The organism is Verrucomicrobiota bacterium (assembly GCA_038744685.1).
Taxonomy (GTDB): domain Bacteria; phylum Verrucomicrobiota; class Verrucomicrobiia; order Opitutales; family Puniceicoccaceae; genus Puniceicoccus.
The window spans coordinates 1-16,102 of record JBCDMB010000029.1 but is presented as its reverse complement, the minus strand read 5'-3'; the positions used below and the strand labels follow the sequence as shown (position 1 = coordinate 16,102).

Annotated in this window: 15 protein-coding genes; 5 read left to right on the top strand and 10 right to left on the bottom strand. The window is 51.9% G+C overall.

The window, feature by feature from the left end; all coding sequences use genetic code 11:
• Positions 1-33 precede the first annotated feature (33 nt).
• Positions 34-969, bottom strand: coding sequence for a 3-methyladenine DNA glycosylase (locus AAGJ81_13545; protein ID MEM0967163.1), 936 nt, complete (start codon positions 967-969; stop codon positions 34-36).
• A 162-nt stretch (positions 970-1,131) separates the two neighbouring features.
• Between AAGJ81_13545 and AAGJ81_13540 the strand changes: the two genes are divergently transcribed.
• Together AAGJ81_13540 and AAGJ81_13535 are read left to right on the top strand one after the other, a co-directional pair.
• Positions 1,132-1,506, top strand: a complete 375-nt coding sequence (locus tag AAGJ81_13540) for a GxxExxY protein (GenBank protein ID MEM0967162.1) — start codon at positions 1,132-1,134, stop codon at positions 1,504-1,506.
• Positions 1,507-1,663: 157 nt separating this feature from the next.
• Positions 1,664-2,884, top strand: coding sequence for a glycosyltransferase family 4 protein (locus tag AAGJ81_13535; protein ID MEM0967161.1), 1,221 nt, complete (start codon positions 1,664-1,666; stop codon positions 2,882-2,884).
• A gap of 176 nt (positions 2,885-3,060) precedes the next feature.
• On the opposite strand, the gene AAGJ81_13530 is transcribed toward AAGJ81_13535, so the two are convergent.
• The 5 genes from AAGJ81_13530 to AAGJ81_13510 all read right to left on the bottom strand — a co-directional run bounded on the left by AAGJ81_13530 (position 3,061) and on the right by AAGJ81_13510 (position 8,082).
• A complete protein-coding gene (locus tag AAGJ81_13530) occupies positions 3,061-3,561 on the bottom strand; it encodes a hypothetical protein (protein MEM0967160.1) in 501 nt (166 codons plus the stop codon).
• A gap of 250 nt (positions 3,562-3,811) precedes the next feature.
• Entirely contained in the window at positions 3,812-4,039 is a 228-nt protein-coding gene (locus AAGJ81_13525; GenBank protein MEM0967159.1) for a hypothetical protein, read from the bottom strand.
• Between the two features lie 53 nt (positions 4,040-4,092).
• Positions 4,093-4,722: a hypothetical protein gene (locus tag AAGJ81_13520; GenBank protein ID MEM0967158.1), complete on the bottom strand. Its 630-nt coding sequence runs from the start codon at positions 4,720-4,722 to the stop codon at positions 4,093-4,095.
• A 24-nt stretch (positions 4,723-4,746) separates the two neighbouring features.
• On the bottom strand, positions 4,747-6,855 hold the full coding sequence (locus AAGJ81_13515; GenBank protein ID MEM0967157.1) for a hypothetical protein: 2,109 nt from the start codon (positions 6,853-6,855) through the stop codon (positions 4,747-4,749).
• A gap of 477 nt (positions 6,856-7,332) precedes the next feature.
• Entirely contained in the window at positions 7,333-8,082 is a 750-nt protein-coding gene (locus tag AAGJ81_13510) for an SDR family oxidoreductase (GenBank protein MEM0967156.1), read from the bottom strand.
• A 135-nt stretch (positions 8,083-8,217) separates the two neighbouring features.
• On the opposite strand from AAGJ81_13510, the gene AAGJ81_13505 reads away from it, so the two are divergent.
• Positions 8,218-8,748 (top strand): TetR/AcrR family transcriptional regulator, encoded by a 531-nt coding sequence (locus AAGJ81_13505; GenBank protein ID MEM0967155.1) that lies wholly within the window; start codon positions 8,218-8,220, stop codon positions 8,746-8,748.
• A gap of 37 nt (positions 8,749-8,785) precedes the next feature.
• Here AAGJ81_13505 and AAGJ81_13500 read toward each other — a convergent pair whose 3' ends face one another.
• A complete protein-coding gene (locus tag AAGJ81_13500) occupies positions 8,786-9,367 on the bottom strand; it encodes a TetR/AcrR family transcriptional regulator (protein MEM0967154.1) in 582 nt (193 codons plus the stop codon).
• Positions 9,368-9,456: 89 nt separating this feature from the next.
• Here AAGJ81_13500 and AAGJ81_13495 point away from each other — a divergent pair, with 89 nt between their 5' ends.
• The gene (locus tag AAGJ81_13495) at positions 9,457-9,897 is read left to right on the top strand and encodes a DUF5069 domain-containing protein (GenBank protein ID MEM0967153.1); all 441 of its coding nucleotides are present in this window, start codon (positions 9,457-9,459) and stop codon (positions 9,895-9,897) included.
• 71 nt (positions 9,898-9,968) lie between these two features.
• On the opposite strand, the gene AAGJ81_13490 is transcribed toward AAGJ81_13495, so the two are convergent.
• Together AAGJ81_13490 and AAGJ81_13485 are read right to left on the bottom strand one after the other, a co-directional pair.
• On the bottom strand, positions 9,969-10,502 hold the full coding sequence (locus AAGJ81_13490; GenBank protein MEM0967152.1) for a cache domain-containing protein: 534 nt from the start codon (positions 10,500-10,502) through the stop codon (positions 9,969-9,971).
• Between the two features lie 152 nt (positions 10,503-10,654).
• On the bottom strand, positions 10,655-11,728 hold the full coding sequence (locus tag AAGJ81_13485; GenBank protein ID MEM0967151.1) for a PDZ domain-containing protein: 1,074 nt from the start codon (positions 11,726-11,728) through the stop codon (positions 10,655-10,657).
• A 738-nt stretch (positions 11,729-12,466) separates the two neighbouring features.
• On the opposite strand from AAGJ81_13485, the gene AAGJ81_13480 reads away from it, so the two are divergent.
• Positions 12,467-13,066: an ECF-type sigma factor gene (locus tag AAGJ81_13480; protein MEM0967150.1), complete on the top strand. Its 600-nt coding sequence runs from the start codon at positions 12,467-12,469 to the stop codon at positions 13,064-13,066.
• A 47-nt stretch (positions 13,067-13,113) separates the two neighbouring features.
• Here AAGJ81_13480 and AAGJ81_13475 read toward each other — a convergent pair.
• Positions 13,114-16,102 (bottom strand): WD40 repeat domain-containing serine/threonine-protein kinase (locus AAGJ81_13475; GenBank protein MEM0967149.1); only part of this gene is annotated, 2,989 nt, incomplete at its 5' end.

The following is a 16,102-nucleotide window of genomic DNA, read 5'->3' as shown; positions in this document are numbered from 1 at the left end:
CTGCCCTAGGCTAGATCCGGGATAAACTTTCTTTCAACCCCTCTTGCCTCTTACCAAGACATCCTGAAGACAGTCGATGATTTCTTTCCGTAGCGGCTGCGCCCGCTCGTGGAGTCCCCGCTGAAGCCGCTCGTAGTCAGCCCTTCCCTCGGGCGTCTCAATGGGAATGGGATCGAAACCGAGAGAACGGCAATCATAGGGGCTTGCCCGCATATCGAGGATGCGTGCCTCGATCGCGAATTCGAAACACCGCCACAAGAGGTCGCTCCCCACCCAGGGCATACACTGACCGCAGATCTTATAAAGATCCATATTGGTATGAAGGCAGCCACATTGCTCATGGTCGATTCGGGTCTCCTTGGTGGGTTGGACTCGGTTAAAGGGTTTTGCCCCTTCGCTGAAGAATCGAAACGCATCGGAATGGCTGCAAGCGATCGGTTGGCTCCGCACGAACGCGTCAGTTTCCTTCTGGCTTAGTCGGAGAGGCAGTTGTTCCGAATGGCGGATCTCGCCCTCGAAGTCTCCGCGATAGACCATCGCCCATTCATGCATCCCGAAACAGCCAAACTTGGGCGGACGTTCGTAAACCGTCTCGCAAAGTCGGAGGGCCATTTCAAGACGGTGGCGCGCACTCGGCTCCATTCGACTCGGATCGAGCGTCGCGTCATTCGAATCATGCCGGTAGAATCGATGTTGATAGAAGGTCTCCTCACCAGCACCAGTAAGGGTGATGCCAAACTGCGGATGCCAGACTTCGAGCTGAGTCGGCCTGACCCGATAATAAACAAACAGAAAATCGTAGACAGGATGAAGTGTTCCACTCGCTCTTCTCTCGCGGTAGGGATCCGTCCACTGATTTGCGCGCTCATATTGACGCTGAGCAATCGCCCGCCAAACCTCCTGCGGGTAGACCGCACCGCTGGTGATCGTGGACTCCATAGTCAGTATTTCACAAATTTCAGGGATCATGTAAAGGGTCAGAGGTCCGGCGTAGCCGGAAACCGCTTATGCAGCGCTTATTGACGCTTATCCTTTTAAAAAATTCTCACAGAGGCTCAGAGCCCACGGAGCAGAAAGCTTGCATATTAAAAATAGTGAACACATGTATATATTTTGATGAACTAAAACAATATTGGATCAATCATCGTTACTGCCGCTATCCAACTTCACCAGAAACTTGGACCCGGGCTCCTTGAATCGGTTTATGAGACCATCCTTGCTCGTTCTTTGGAGAACGAAGGTCTACCCGCAAAGCGCCAGCACCCCGTTCGCATTGAATATGACGGAATGACTTTTGATGAGGGTTTTCGTGCGGACCTTTTCGTGAACGAGAAAGTCATCATTGAATTAAAGTCGGTTGAGAAGATTCATCCGGCGCACAAGAAGCAGCTTCTTACCTATTTGAAACTCACCGATTGCCGCCTTGGTTACCTTCTAAATTTTGGGGAGGAACTGATGAAGAACGGAATCACCAGAATAATCCATGGAAATCTAAATCCAGAATAACCATCCTATTCTCAACATCCTTCGTGCGCTCTGCGCCTCTGTGAGAGAAGTTCTTTCGTCCCCAGCTTTCTTTAAGGCAACGCACATTCAGGATCGCCTGCGGACGTAAGTTGAATCCTGTTTCATCCTTATAACAATTTACCTCCACTTCGACTGAATGAAAGTCTTAGTCATCGGCAAAGTCTACCCCGAGCCCCTCTCGAGTGCTGCTGGCACCCGGACGATGGGGCTTATCGATGCGTTCTTAACCGTAAATTGGTCAGTGACCTTTACGACAACGGCAGAGCCCACCGAGCACTCCGACGACCTCCTCAAGAAAGGTGTTTCGACCAGAAAATCACAAGTCAACGATGACGCTTTCGATCATTGGGTGCGATCGCTGGCGCCAAACTTCGTAGTGTTTGACCGCTACATGACGGAAGAGCAATTCGGCTGGCGAATCGAAAAAGCCTGTCCCGATACCTTACGAATTCTCGATACCATTGATCTCCACTGTCTACGGGAAGCACGCGAGCAGCAGTTGAAGCACGGGGGTAACCTGAATCTTTTCAATGACGTGGCACTCCGTGAGATTGCAGCGATCTTTCGTTCCGATCTGAGCTGGATCATTTCCGAGTTCGAAATCGAATGCCTACAATCGGTCTTTCAAGTGCCTGCCACTCAGTTGAGTTATCTGCCTCTGATGTTGGATTCGCCTCTACCTTCGACATCCACTTTCGAAGACCGAAAAGACTTCGTGATGATAGGTAACTACCTTCACGCACCCAACTGGGATGCCGTCCACTGGTGTTGTGATCAAATTTGGCCGATCATCCGCCAGCAATTACCCGACGCCGCGCTTCACCTATACGGCTCCTATGAGCCGGAAAAGGTCCGGCAACTAGAGAACGCCGCAAACGGAATCTACTTCTGCGGTCGAGCCGAGGAGTCGATGAAAACGCTCGGACGTTACCGGGTAAACCTCGCACCTCTCCGTTTCGGTGCCGGACAGAAAGGCAAGGTCGCTGACGGCTTTTGCTCCGGCACGCCGACAGTAGTCACACCCATTGCAGCGGAATCGATGAACGGGCCCATCGACTGGGGCTGCCTGATACACGCCGATGCACCCGGTCTCGCCCAAACCGCTGTGGAGCTCTACACGAAGCCGGATCTATGGAAAACGGTTCAGCACCAAGGCTACCGCATCGTCAAAGACCGCTTCCTCGCCAAGGAATGGGCACCCAGCCTGATCGAACAATTAAAATCCCTTACTACCGAAAACCGCAAAAACCACTTCGTCGGCCAAATGCTCCGCCACCACCACCACCGCAGCACGGAATACATGAGCCGTTGGATAGAAGCGAAGAACCGATTCAACTACGAAAAATCCAAGAGGTAGCCACGGCGCTCAGTCGCCGTGAATGTGCCTCCCATATATCTTATTCTGCAAAGGCCCATCCCGATTCCGATCATCCAATCAGTCTCTTTCCCTGGAATGCGAACAATTAAAGTATTACTTACGGCCTCGCGGTTTACTGAGTTCGTCACACTCCTAGGTACCCGTCCTTGGACTCGTTAGTGTTCCTGTATCGACAGTGAATTACCATCGAATCTTATCTTATTGGTAGGGATCTTGAGCGCTCTAGGAAACTTCCATAGATAGGAGAAGTGATCTTCGTATAACTCTTGATCACCTTCTTTAGGATAAATCGTAACCTTTGAGGTCTCTTCGATCTCATCTTGAATTCGGTAGGTAATGAGACTTCCAGAGTTAGAATCCGACCGATAGTATGTGACTAGTTCTGCCCCATTTTTTTCAAGTGGATAGATGCGGAAGGCTTTGGGGTGAAAGAATACATCGTCGAAATAAGTGTAGCTGCCATCGGGTTGTGCTGAGTAAATCCACCACCACATCCCAGCATTTCCCCAAGGGCGCGCCGAGGTAATGGCAATATCTGTGCGAGCATCTCCCGTAAAATCCTCAAATATGACCCAATAGTTTTCCCCAATATGGTCAAATGGTGCAACAGAGCCTGAAATAGAGAGGAAACACGCAAGTACCAAAATAGTCTTCATAAATGACTCAGGATTAAGAAAACAGTAGTGGGTCAAATAGGAAACTAAATGGATCAGGCGCTAAAGAAAAAGATCAACGAACCTGAAACGGTTCGTGGGAAGATACGGGCGGTGATGCAACAGACTCTTCGGTAAGGAAGCATAGCTGAGAGTCTGTAAACTCCTACATTTCTCCAGCGCAGCAATTCGCTAGCACTGTATTCTCAGTTTGATCCCTTTCGATCAATCCCTGCCGTCTTTATCGTTCTCGTCAGAGGCTTTTTTTGCCCGATTCGGCACCGAACAGCGGTCCATCCCATGCCTGCATCTCCTTCTCCTTGGTCCTCAGATGATCCAGCCGGCTCCAATACTCGTCGCCGGATATCTCCCCGGAGAGATACTGCTTCCTCAACGCGTCTTCTTCGAAGCCCACGAGAAGACTGGAACAACCCAACGAAAAAAGCACTAAGGTGATACAAAGGGTTGCAGTGATTTTCATGAGCATGAAAGTGATCCGAACTCGAGGGTGGGCATCCCAGGATTCGCCCCACTCTATTCGCTCGGGATGGAAATCCGTAGCCGGTAGAACAGTCGTTCCGGGGCCGTCCGGGAATCTGTGAAAGTGCCATCATCACCGGATGCGACTGGGACGACACCGGGAACCGGCAAGAAGCTTCCAGTGAGGCCTTCCTGACTGAGGAGGAGATAAGTTCGTAAGGTAGCGTCTGTCTCGTAGGGCGAGAAGCGAAGCTCAACTGTGTTATTGATCAGATCGACGGACAAAATCTCCAGGAATGGGAAGGATTTGGGATCGGTGGGGTCAGTCAGCGCAATGAACTCATCTTCATTGCTGACGCGGTCGCCGTCAGCATCACCCTGACGGTCGGTGAGATCCGTGCCTGGGAATTGAGTACTCCAGCTGTCGTAGTCCCGCAGGTCAATGCCCTGCATGAAGTCGGCTAACGAGGAGAACTGCTCGACATAACCGCTCCTCACCGAGTAGCTCGTCGAGCTGCCTCGTCCAAAAATCCCCCCAATGGAGCTAGTGACGATCGTATAGTTGCTGGAAGAGGACGTGCCGTTTCCACCATCAATGCTGGAGATTGGAATGGAGTAATTGGTGCTGCTCTGCTGAGCGGAGACACTGGAAACCGTGAGAAAGAAAGCGAGTAGAGTTCTCATGACAAATGAAGAGTTAGGTGCGCCTCAGGGGGCCGTCGTAGGACTTGCTCCGCTTCCGGAGTTTTCCAGCTTTTGAAGCCTTGCGATAACGAGACTCAGCTGGGACCGGAGCTGTTCAATCTCCGAGACGAGGGCTTCGCCAAGATCCAAACCGACGGCAGCGTTGATGAGTTTCTCGCCTGCGGCATCACTGCTGTCCCAGGCGCGGCCAATGATGCGGCTGCGGTCGCTGGCGCGGATTTCTTCGGCAGGCTTGGCGACCGCCGTGCCATCGTTCAGCCCGGAGGCGAGAAGGTAGTCTCCGGAACGGACGGGACCGCTCACCTTCACTGGCACCTGGCCGATGAAGGCAACCTTGTGGTAGCCCGTGGAGTCCTCTGGACGGTTCCCGACCACGATGGGATTGGTCGAAATGACCATCAGTTGGTCAAAAGAGGAGGTGTCCCGAGTGATCTTGCCAGAGCGGACGGCCACGAGGTCGCCGGCCTCCAGTTCTTCATCCGGATCGAGAGCCGGGAGGTATTCCGCATAGTCGGCTCCGTTGGATTGAAATCTTACGCCACCAGCCCCATTACCGTCGATTTCACCTAAGATGGTGTCGTTTCCGTCAAAGAAGGCTAGGAAATTGACAGCGTTATTGGGGGTAACCGTTTGAACTTTAATAGCGAGCGCATCACCACCAATAGTGGCATCGGTATTTTCAATTACGGCCGCATAGTTGTTCGGAAAGAATCCATCGACAGCGCCGGGATCCGCTTTGAAGAAGGCTTGACCACTTTTCTCAACAATAAGTGCGTCGGAGCGGTTATTAACAGAGGAGCCATTGCCAATCACGAAAAGGCGGTCGCTGCTATTTCTCGATGACGTCGATGCTGGCGTGTAAGTTGTATTAAAAAGTCCGATCGCCGTCTCAGAGAAAGACGAAGCAACCGTAACCACGCCCATAGCGGTAGCAACACGACCGCTGGCTGTTGTGCTGTTACCCATGGCGGTAGACCTCTCGCCGCTGGCAATCGTGAAGGCGCCCATAGCGGTAGACTCTCCGCCGCTGGCAGTCGTGCGTTCACCCATTGCGGTAGCAGCGCCGGCACTGGCAATCGTGAAGTTGCCCATAGCGGTAGCAGCGAAGTCGCTGGCAGTTGATTCTCTACCCATGGCTGTAGCGTTATTACCGCTGGCTGTCGTGCGGTCGCCCATGGCAGTTGCGTGAATACCGCTGGCAACCGTGCTGTCGCCCATGGCAGTAGACTCGCTGCCGCTGGCAGTCGCACGGTTACCCATGGCGGTAGCGGCAAAGCCACTAGCAGTCGTGCTGTTACCCATGGCTGTAGACTCGCTGCCGCTGGCAGCCGTGCGGTTACCCGTGGCAGTAGCGGCAAAGCCACTGGCCGTCGTGAAGTCGCCCATGGCGACAGCACTTGTTCCCGAGGCGACAGAGCCTGCTCCAATGACCGTCCGAGCGATTAAAGAAAAAGGCGTCGAACCGATGGGCTGATCTGGGCTAAGCTGTTGGATTCCGTTGGTACCGTCGTCGAACCAGATCTTCAGGAATATCTCTGGATCATCGAGGTCAAACGGAAAGATAGCAGGCATTAGGTCTGGGTCACCCAGCCGCAGAGAGTAATTCCCTTCGACGATCGGGATTGATTCGAACTGGCTTGGGCGTGAGAGTGATGACGGAGCCCCGGATTCGTTTGTCCAGATCGCTCGCTCCGCTGGTTGGGGGTTGGAGATCGTAACGGTGGGTGAGGATGTGTAACCCGTTCCCGAATCCGTGATTGTGATACCCGTGATTATTCCTCCGCTTGAAATAGATGCGATCGCGGCTGCCCCGGAGCCACCGCCGCCACTGATGGTTACGTCGGGAACGGATGTGTAACCCGAACCCGCCGTGTTCACCGTGATTTCCTCTATCCCGCCATCCACCCGACTGGTCACAGTGGCAGAGGCAGTCGTGGGTGTGCTGGTCAGCGGATTCTTGGAAACCAGCATGAAATAAAACTGGCCGGTGCCGGTGAAGGGCTCGCCATCGACCTCAATGAGACCTTGGTAGGGAATGGTAGTGGGCACAGAGTCTTGCGCTTGCGCAGCCACTACGAAGACAGCTAAGGTGAGTAAAACGTGTTTTTTCATATTGCTGGGTTAGGCTATAGTTGATCCAAGCAGCGAGCGGGAGAGCAAGAAAAACGCCCAATTTGTCGAATGTCAATTTTCACAGGATTGCGTGAGATGGTCGTCTCGCTTACGCTCACAAACCAGTCAGGACCTTGTCTTTGTATCGATTCATGAGGAAGCAGGGCGGCGGTGAAGTCTTTGGCAAAAGGGGTAAAGAGGAATCAAATGTGAATGATAGTAACTTAAGCAGATTTTTGGATGCCGCTTGGTAGCATCGGGCACCAAGACCGATGGCCATTGGAAGCTGGCAATGCTCGTAAATTCAAAGTCATCCGCCTAGGTGGCGGATGCTACGAAATCACTGTTACGAATTCTCGGGTTAGTAATTCGCTTTTCACCCTTTTTTGAAAGGCAAAACCGGGAGCGCGGGTTTAGGCCCAGCACTCCCGGTTCTTTTCGGAAGAGGAATCCCCAAAGAATGGGGATTGGTTCCTTCTAGTTACGCCCAGCGATCACGCCACCATCGACATCCCAAATCGCTCCAGTGACCCAGGATGCTTCGTCGCTGAGGAGGAACTCAATCGATGCAGCCACATCATCTGCCTGGCCGACCCGTCCGATCGGATGGAAGCCGTCGAAGTCTGCGAGCGTTTCCTCAATCTTATCCTCCTCAATGAAGGATTTGTAGATTGTAGTCACGACCACGGCAGGAGAAACCGCGTTGACCCGAATACCGGAGTCAGCGAGCTCCATCGCGAGGTGCTGGGTCAATGAGTGGAGCCCAGCTTTGGCCATCGAGTAGGAACTGGAGGGAGTGGCTTTGATGGCTTGTTTCGCCCACATCGAACCTACGTTAACGATAGCGCCACGCCCAGTGGTCTTCATCTTCTGGGCGACTGCCTGAGTGATAAAGAAAAAGGCCTCATTCAGGTCCATGTAGTTGCGGTAGTCTTCGCGGGACTGCTCGAGGAAAGGCTTAGGGAAAAAGTAACCGGCGGCGTTAACCAGTCCACTGATCTCGCGAGGCTCCTTCTCGATTCGGTCGATCAGCTGGTTTACCGATTCCTCGTTATATAGATCGGCGACCACCGTCTCGACGTCACCGCCTAAGTCGGAAGCGACTTTATCCAAAGCCTCCTGATCCCGAGCGACAAGAGTGACCCCTTGTCCTTTGACGACTAGCCTGCGTGCGGTGGCTAGTCCCATTCCTTTTGATCCGCCGATGATGTATGTTGTTCCATTCATAGTATTTTGGTTTCGTTGAGATTTTGACTTGATCTACCTATCACTAGGTAGACTAGGATGAAGAGAAGAATTTGCCTTTCGTCAACACCTATCTAGTGATAGGTTCTTCAAATGGAAGATACACGCACACAAATCATGGACCTTGCAGAAGGTATGATCCGGGAGCGTGGCTACAATGGCTTCAGCTTCAGAGAGATAGCGAAAGTCGTAGGGATCAAGAGCGCCTCCGTCCATCATCACTTTCCGACCAAAGATTCTTTGGCTTTGGCGGCTGCGCGACGGTATATTGAGGAGTTTTTTCGCGTTCTGGGTCCGCCGAAAAGGAAAGATCAGGATGTTGAGGAAATAGCGAAGCACTACGCGTCCGTGTTTCAGGAAGCCTTTCGCAGATCGGGGAAAGCCTGCCTCTGCGGAATGCTGGCGAGGGGGGCCTCAACCCTTTCCGATGAGTTGAGGTCAGAAGTCGAGTCATTCGTTGAGAGGAATATCAACTGGCTCACCGAAGCGCTGCAAAGACCCGGGGAGAATCGGGAGACGTCTGCGCAGCGGGCCCAAATGGTTTATGTAGCACTGGAAGGAGCAATGGGCCTTGCCGCCTTAACCCAGGATCAGACATGGATCGACTCCGTCGCTGAAACGATCGTGAGGACGATCAAGGGCAGTTGATTCCCGTGCAAAACGCCTTTGGCTTACCGAGGCCCGTCTACAAGGACTTCAAAAAGTCCACTGCGACTGAAATCGATTGGCTCGCATGACCGGGATTCACCGATGCCTGGATGGCAGCACCGTAAATCTGAGTGACGAGAAACTCTGCGACGGATTCCACATCAATCGTCGCCGGTAGCTCCCCCGCCTCAATCGCCTCCTCGAGCAAAGAAGAGAAATTCCGTAGGTTCTCTCTGTGAATGTTCTCCATAACTGATCTCAGCCGGGGTGATAAACCTCTGGACTCTCCCATACTGAGAACCACCAAACAACCACCGGGACTACCCTCAGAATCAAAAAACTCAGCCGTCCTCCCCAGCAAGGCAACCATCTTGCCCAACGCGCTGTCTTCTTCTTCCTGCGCTTCTGCGAGCTGCTTCCCAAACCTCTCTTGGTAATCCTCAAGGCAGCGGATAAACAGGTCCTCTTTATCGCCAAAAGCCCCATAGAGGCTCGGACGGTTCATCTTTGTCGCGCTGCAAAGATCCGTCAGATTCGTCGCTCGATAACCCTTCTGCCAAAACACCTCAGTCGCCGCACTCACCACCGTCGATTCGTTGAACTGTCTTGGCCGCCCCATAATTTACTAATCAGTAAAAAACTGATTGACCAGGAGGTCGAGAGTTATTTATTTTGTATCTTTCAGTATAAAATAAACCAAAAACCGATATGACCACACTAGTAGCCAAAGACCTCACCACAGAATATCCACGCAGCCCAAAGGAAACCATTGCGGGCTACGTCATTGCAGCGCGAGCGCTCGACAAGTGCCGGGCAACCCTCGCGGGAACAGCGGGCGAGTATCACTTCAACTGTCCTTTGGATCAAATGTTCTTTGAATTCTCCGGTGTCGATTCCAACGCTTTTAAGGATTTCGTCGAGACCGGTGCAGAGGATTCAGCCGTCGCCGAATGGATCAAAGAGAACGCGTCGGAAAAGACTCGCGAGGAAGTAGTTGCCTGGAACTTCAAGATGCGCGACTCACGGATGAGCGAAATGCCAAGCCAAGTCCAAGTGTATATGGAGGACGAATACTGGCCAAACTACCTACCCGGAAATTATCCCCACTTCTTCTTCGATATTTACGATATGGAAGAAGGAAGGATGTAGCGGGCCGCTTCCTCAATCCATTGCAGCATCTAGTTCTGGCGAAGAACTGGCTTTGGAACGAATTCCAACGACTATTCTTCGACCCGCATATCGAACGTCAGGATCGCCGTCTCTCCGATCGGGATCGAATAGGTGACCATGTTGATTCCACCGCCGCCGTCGTCGAAGTAAGGCTTGGTCCAGTGGGGTTTCTGCTGGGTCATCGGAGTCTTGTACCAATCCCAAGTGGTGTAATCGTAGCCGTGATCCCTCCGGATATTGCCAATGTCGAATGCACGCATCAGAAACTCTTCGTCACGGTAGACGTAAGGACAGTAGAGGATGCGACCGTCCTCGGTGATGTTTTCTTGTAGAAAAAAGGTATGCCCTTGCAGAAACGCCGGGTTGAACGCGAGCGCAGATCCGTAGACCCTTTCGTCGTAACCAGCCATAACGGCCAGATAAGTGTAGATCTGAGCCTCGGAGAGCAGGTTGGTTTCAAGCGCCTGTTCAATCTGCTTGGCCACCTTCTCGGCATGGGCAATCAGCTCCTCCTTTTCGTCTGCTTGCAGTGACCCGCAGGCAAAGAAGGCGACAGTAAGAAATAGATGGGTCCAACGAGGCATGGCTTTAACGGATTTGAAATTCAATTTTTGATCGAGAGTTCGATGTGTCCTTTTTGGTTCGTATTGGCCGAAAAAGCAAAGGCTAAAGAGGGGTCAAAAGCTGGCAACGCTTACATTAGGGGCATTCGGGTCATACCCGATCAACGTTGGCCTCACCGTTGACCGCCGCCACCGTAAAAAAGATGGTTCATTTGTTCCTCGAACTGGGTCCTAGGCACCACGTTCTCGACCGCAATAACATCCGAACCTCGCATGAGCCGTATGGTCACTCCGTCTTGCCTGCTTAGAAAGAGATCTCTCAGTTGGCCTTTTTCAAGACCAGATAGTGAAATGGAGTCGAGCCCAACCAAAACGTCTCCTTTCAAGATCCCGGCTGTCTTTGCTGCAGAGCCCGCAATGACTTCAGTTACAACGAAGCCCACTGGATGAGGCTCTACGTAAGCCCCGAGCCTCCCCCTTCCATTCCTCTCGAGCCATACATCGAGCTCAGAGTCTGGCTCAATTTCAATTTGGTTAAGGTCAACCAATGCCAAGACGTCCTCAATGGGCACGATTTTGTTTTCTGCATGGAAAAACTCCTCCGTCCCGAGATGCGAAACGCTCTCAATCCAACCCCCGTCTTTAATCACTAGATCCACGTTTACCAGGTTTCCGCCTACAGGTTTCACTAGATTCAATTTAAAAGAGTCCAAGTTCTGATCACCGAGAAACCTGCCCATTCTTTCATTTTCGTCGATCGCTTTTCTCAGCCCGACACGATCATGAAACTTCCCAGAATAGAATTTGATCCTAGCCTCGATAAGCTTCGCGAGATGAATCGCCTGCCTTTTGGAGTAAAACAGTAGATTCTGGACTGCTAGTGACCCACCCCGATGTCCATAATTTCGCCACCCCTTTTCGTTCTGTCCAAAACGAGTAAACCCCGTTTTCCCATCCCAAAATGTTCCAAAAATCAGGCTCTCTTCCCAATCCAATCCATCCAGATCGCCAATCTCAGTTCCTTGAGGGATTTTCAGGCTCACATCCCTCCATAGGTTGAGGCTCGGAACCCAATCAACCATCCGACCCACGCCCGTCTCAGAGCTGCTTTCGAAATAGATTTGACGGTGCTGGACTGCTTGTGAAGCCGGGATCTCTAAGGTTTCAGCAAACCGTCCGAAGTCTTTGACTGACTCGTGGGAAATCCCATGAAGCACACAGGCAAGCAAAATGGCTTGGTTGATCATTTGCTTTCTTCAAATCGGATCGTCGGCGGGGAAAGAATTGTAGCACAGCCCGCCCGCTGAGGGTCAATTTCTCAGGAAGGCCTAAAAAGGATCAACCGCAAAATCGGAAAAATTCTATTCATTCACCAAACAAATCACGTAGACCCTTTACCCATCTTCAGATAGCGCAATAGGGCCATCTTTGTATTTTGCATTATGAACCCTCCTGGCTTCACCCAACTGCGTCGGAAATGAGCGAAGTAAATCGAGGTTGTGCTTGTGGATGTCAGTTACCCTTGCGTAGTTGATCGGTGAATACGATAAGCGGCTTAGTATGGATGTCTAAAATTCCTTGACCATCAAGTCGAAGTCAGGAGCTCTATGCCAATTCTCGATATAGTCTTCGCGCTTCAAGATCATTCTACGACCCCACATCTGAATATACGGAAAGACCCGTTTTTGCTCCTGCGGAAAGAGTAATCTGACCAAAACGTCTCGTCTCTACGATTGATGACTAAGGTAATGCAGAGGAGTCGAATATGCTGATTTTGAAGCTGCGAATGAACGCCAATCTAAATGAGAGAATAAATAGAAAATCTGTTATCGTCTGTCAGCGGTAAAGAAGAGAACCCTCGCTCGGCGATAAATACACTGTAGAGTCCGAGTAAAAAACGCGTCTCCCAAACGAGGCAAAAGAGCAAGCCAACTAGCTTGCATCGACCACATTTAAACCTATATCCGAACAAGTAATTGAAACCTATGTCCAGTAAGCCAAGGACACATAACGATCAAGATCAGCAAACTGAAGAATTGAGTTACAGTGGTCCTGCTGAAGACCCGGACGAACTTTTTCAGGGCGTCTACAACGAACTTCGAAATCTCGCTCGTCTCAAAGTCGCGAACGAGCCGATCAACTCCTCTCTAAGTGCCACATCGCTGGTTCACGAAGTATTCCTCCGTCTTTCCTCCGATGCTGGCCGTATGAGCCGTTTTCGTAATCGGGCCCACTTATTTGCGACCGCTGCGGAAGTGATGCGGTGGATTCTCGTCGACCGTGCACGTGCGCGCAAACAGCTTAAGAAAGGTGGCTCCTTGGAAAGGGTGCCGCTCTCCGAATCGCAGATTATTGCTCCAGCGAGCGATGATCTAATACTGGCGGTGAATGAGGTTTTACCCAAGCTGCAGGCAGTCGACCCGGAAAGCGCTGATTTGGTCAGAATGCGTTTCTTTTCCGGGTTTTCTTTCCAGCAAATCGCCGATGCGACAGGTGTCTCCTACCGAACGGTATCGCGGCGCTGGGCCTATGCGAAAGCCTGGCTCAAAGAAGAACTCAAAACTGACTTCTCCAACGATTCGTAAGACCGTGCGAAAATAGTTTACTGTTTTCCCAGTCTTACCAGACACGCTCATTCGAGACTGAGGAGGACTCCGGCTGTAGCATCCCAGAGCCTGACCTCGCCGTCTCGGCTAGCGGAGGCAAGACGAAGTGCTGCACGGTCCCACGTGAGGTCATAAATCATATCTGCATGACCTTCAAGCTCTAGAAGGCGTTCTCCGTTTTCCCAGTCCCAGATAAATACATCTCCATTCTCTCCACCCGATGCAAGGCGATTGCCATCCGGGTGCCAGGCCAATGAACCGGTTTCACCGCTGTGTGCTCGAAACGCTCTGATGACACGCTTTTCTGAAACGGACCAAATTGAGATCATTCCATCACTACCCAACGTAGCGAAGTTTGTATTATTCGGATGCCAAGCGTGAGAAACGACAACTGGCTTCAATCTCTCTTCTCCCGGCGATTCAAAAATGACTTTGCCAGAGCTAGCCGATAGAAGCTGGAGGTTGCCATTTTCACAGCTCACCAAGATCAGGTGATTATCCGGACTCATGGATATTTTCGGATTTGCCAAGGCGACATTCTTTTGCGGTGGCCTAAGTTGTTCGGGCGCTCGGTCAGATTCCGGAAAAAAGCGAACGATTCCACCGTTTCCCGACAAAATTAGAATCTCGCCTTGCTTTGGCCAAATCATACTTGAAGGCATGATCGTCTTGAGATCGATCAAGCTCAGTCGCTGCCCATTAACGGTATCAATGATTTCAACGCGAAAAGTATTCCGATACTTTGAGATTACGGCGATTTGGTTACCATCCGGGCTTCTGGCATAAGAACCTGCTGTCGCTGACAGGTTTTCAATCGACCAGGCAACATCCTCACTATTTACATTCATAGCGGTGATCTCTCCTGATGTATCCTGGCAAAGGAGAATCAAGTCGTCTTGACTCCAATCAATGGAGTTGAGTGTTTTACCGCTTTCCCAAAGGACGCGTGAAGGCGCCGCTAGCCCCTCGCGCCAGATGGTAACTTTTCCATCTTCGTTACCGGCTGCAATAGCATGACTATGCGCATTCCAGGCCATTGCTGAGGTCACGCCCTCAAACTCATGGTAAATCGTATGGTCGTTCATGGCAAAATCGAGCCGGAGCAGACCCTCCCAATCATCGATCGTATTGAGTAAGACGTGCTCATCAGGACTCCAGGCGAGGGCGGTCACGGCCCCGCGTCCGTAGTTCATGCCGCTGTTAGCGACTCTGCGGCCTCCGGGAACACCCCAAATTCTAACTGCTCCATTGATGCTTCCAGTGGCTAGCCAAGCGCCGCTGGGCATCCAGGCAATTGAGGTAAGAGGGCTATTATGACCCTGAAACGTTTCCAGGGAATCTTCCGAGAATTCCGGGTCGAGATCCCAGGCAAAGACGAGATCGGATTTGCCAATGCCAGCGAGGTATCGGCCGTTTGGGCTCCATGCGATCTGTTCAAGTTCAGCGGATGGGCGCACGAGCTCTTGATCTAGCTGGAACGATTCCTCAATAGTCCAAATTCCGATCGTGTTATTCGCATGGAGGATTGCGACTCGTTTCCCATCGGGGCTCCAGGTTACCGATCTGGCTGGAACGTCTTCGGAAAGAGAAAATTCCAGCGCAGCAGTTTTGGAGTTCCACAATTTCACCTTACCGGATTTTCCTAGAGTTACAATCGACCTGCCGTCCGGATTCCAGGCAGAAAACAGGTGCTCTTCGCCATCGATAAACTTTCGTCCCATGACCCGGTTGACCGAATCGAAGACCTCGGTGCCCTTTGGGCTACTGACGAGCAAAGACTCACCAAATGGCGAAAAACCAAGGGAATTGATCGGGCCTTTTGGCTTATGTTCAATGTGAATCGGTGCGGAGTGTAGTTTGCCATAGACGTAGTACCACTCCCAATCCCTAAAATCATCTCCGCCATCTCGCGGGCGGAGAGCCTTCAACATGGTTTGCGTTGCCATTTTCGGGGTCGTCCCGAATCGAGCTGCCATGTTGATGAGGCGCATATTCGAGGCGTAGGCGAGTCGGCGGTTTGCGTTCGCCTGTCTATTTGCGAGCCCGGCTGCTTCCAGAGCTTCTGCCTTTGCGCTTTCAGCGATCTCTCGTAAAGATGCCTGTCGTAAGGCGAAAAGTGGGCCGCCAATGCCGAAGGACAGTAGCAGAAGAAGGATAGATGCGAGTAGACCGGCGTGAACGGGCTTCCTCTGAATCCACTTGAAAAACCTCTGGGTCGGTGTCTGTGCGCGGGCGGCGATCGGGCGGCGATCAAGCCAAGCCTCAAGGTCTTCGGCCAGGCTTCGGGCAGATGCGTAGCGATCCGTAGGGGTTTTCTCGAGGCACTTTGCGACAATCGTTTCCAGATCACTATGGATGCCAGGATCGATTGATCGGAGTCGCAGAACGGGCTCTGAAATAAGCGTCTGGATCGCCCCCATAACATTGTCGGCCTCAATTACCGGGCGACCAGACAGTAGGTGGAAGAGAATGGCTCCCAATCCGTAAATGTCAGTTTGCGCGGTAATCCCTCCAAGATGAGTCCACGCTTGCTCGGGTGCCATGTACTGAGGTGTCCCCAGAATCTGACCAGTGAGGGTAAGGCCATCGCTACGACGTAAATCAAAGGCGAGTCCGAAATCGCTAATGAGCGGCTCACCATCTTCACCCAGCAATATATTGTCTGGCTTTAAGTCGCGATGGAGAATGCCGTGATCATGTGCAACTTGCACTGTGCGGGCGACCTTCGCCATCAAGGTAACTGCCTTTCTACGGTCCTGGTGAATCAGGTTGAGATGGTCGCCCAATGTGCCCCCACGGACGTAAGCCATACTGTAAAAGTCGTGCCCCTCTGCGTGGTTGATTTCATAGACCGGAACGATGTGGCGGTGATTCAAACTGGCGGCCGCCTCGGCTTCAGCGCGAAAACGTCGTCGACCCGCAGCGCTTGTCCATGACGAGCCTAAAATGACTTTAACCGCCACTTCGCGGTTCAGGCTGGTTTGCCTGGCTCGATAGACGACACCTGCAGCTCCG

Excerpts from the sequence above, each read along its gene's own strand:
- AAGJ81_13500 (MEM0967154.1), bottom strand. The coding sequence starts at position 9,367 with ATGGGGCGGCCAAGACAGTTCAACGAATCGACGGTGGTGAGTGCGGCG.
- AAGJ81_13535 (MEM0967161.1), top strand. The coding sequence starts at position 1,664 with ATGAAAGTCTTAGTCATCGGCAAAGTCTACCCCGAGCCCCTCTCGAGT.
- AAGJ81_13485 (MEM0967151.1), bottom strand. The coding sequence starts at position 11,728 with ATGATCAACCAAGCCATTTTGCTTGCCTGTGTGCTTCATGGGATTTCC.
- AAGJ81_13545 (MEM0967163.1), bottom strand. The coding sequence starts at position 969 with ATGATCCCTGAAATTTGTGAAATACTGACTATGGAGTCCACGATCACC.
- AAGJ81_13480 (MEM0967150.1), top strand. The coding sequence starts at position 12,467 with ATGTCCAGTAAGCCAAGGACACATAACGATCAAGATCAGCAAACTGAA.
- AAGJ81_13490 (MEM0967152.1), bottom strand. The coding sequence starts at position 10,502 with ATGCCTCGTTGGACCCATCTATTTCTTACTGTCGCCTTCTTTGCCTGC.
- AAGJ81_13520 (MEM0967158.1), bottom strand. The coding sequence starts at position 4,722 with ATGAGAACTCTACTCGCTTTCTTTCTCACGGTTTCCAGTGTCTCCGCT.
- AAGJ81_13525 (MEM0967159.1), bottom strand. The coding sequence starts at position 4,039 with ATGAAAATCACTGCAACCCTTTGTATCACCTTAGTGCTTTTTTCGTTG.
- AAGJ81_13495 (MEM0967153.1), top strand. The coding sequence starts at position 9,457 with ATGACCACACTAGTAGCCAAAGACCTCACCACAGAATATCCACGCAGC.
- AAGJ81_13530 (MEM0967160.1), bottom strand. The coding sequence starts at position 3,561 with ATGAAGACTATTTTGGTACTTGCGTGTTTCCTCTCTATTTCAGGCTCT.
- AAGJ81_13510 (MEM0967156.1), bottom strand. The coding sequence starts at position 8,082 with ATGAATGGAACAACATACATCATCGGCGGATCAAAAGGAATGGGACTA.
- AAGJ81_13505 (MEM0967155.1), top strand. The coding sequence starts at position 8,218 with ATGGACCTTGCAGAAGGTATGATCCGGGAGCGTGGCTACAATGGCTTC.
- AAGJ81_13515 (MEM0967157.1), bottom strand. The coding sequence starts at position 6,855 with ATGAAAAAACACGTTTTACTCACCTTAGCTGTCTTCGTAGTGGCTGCG.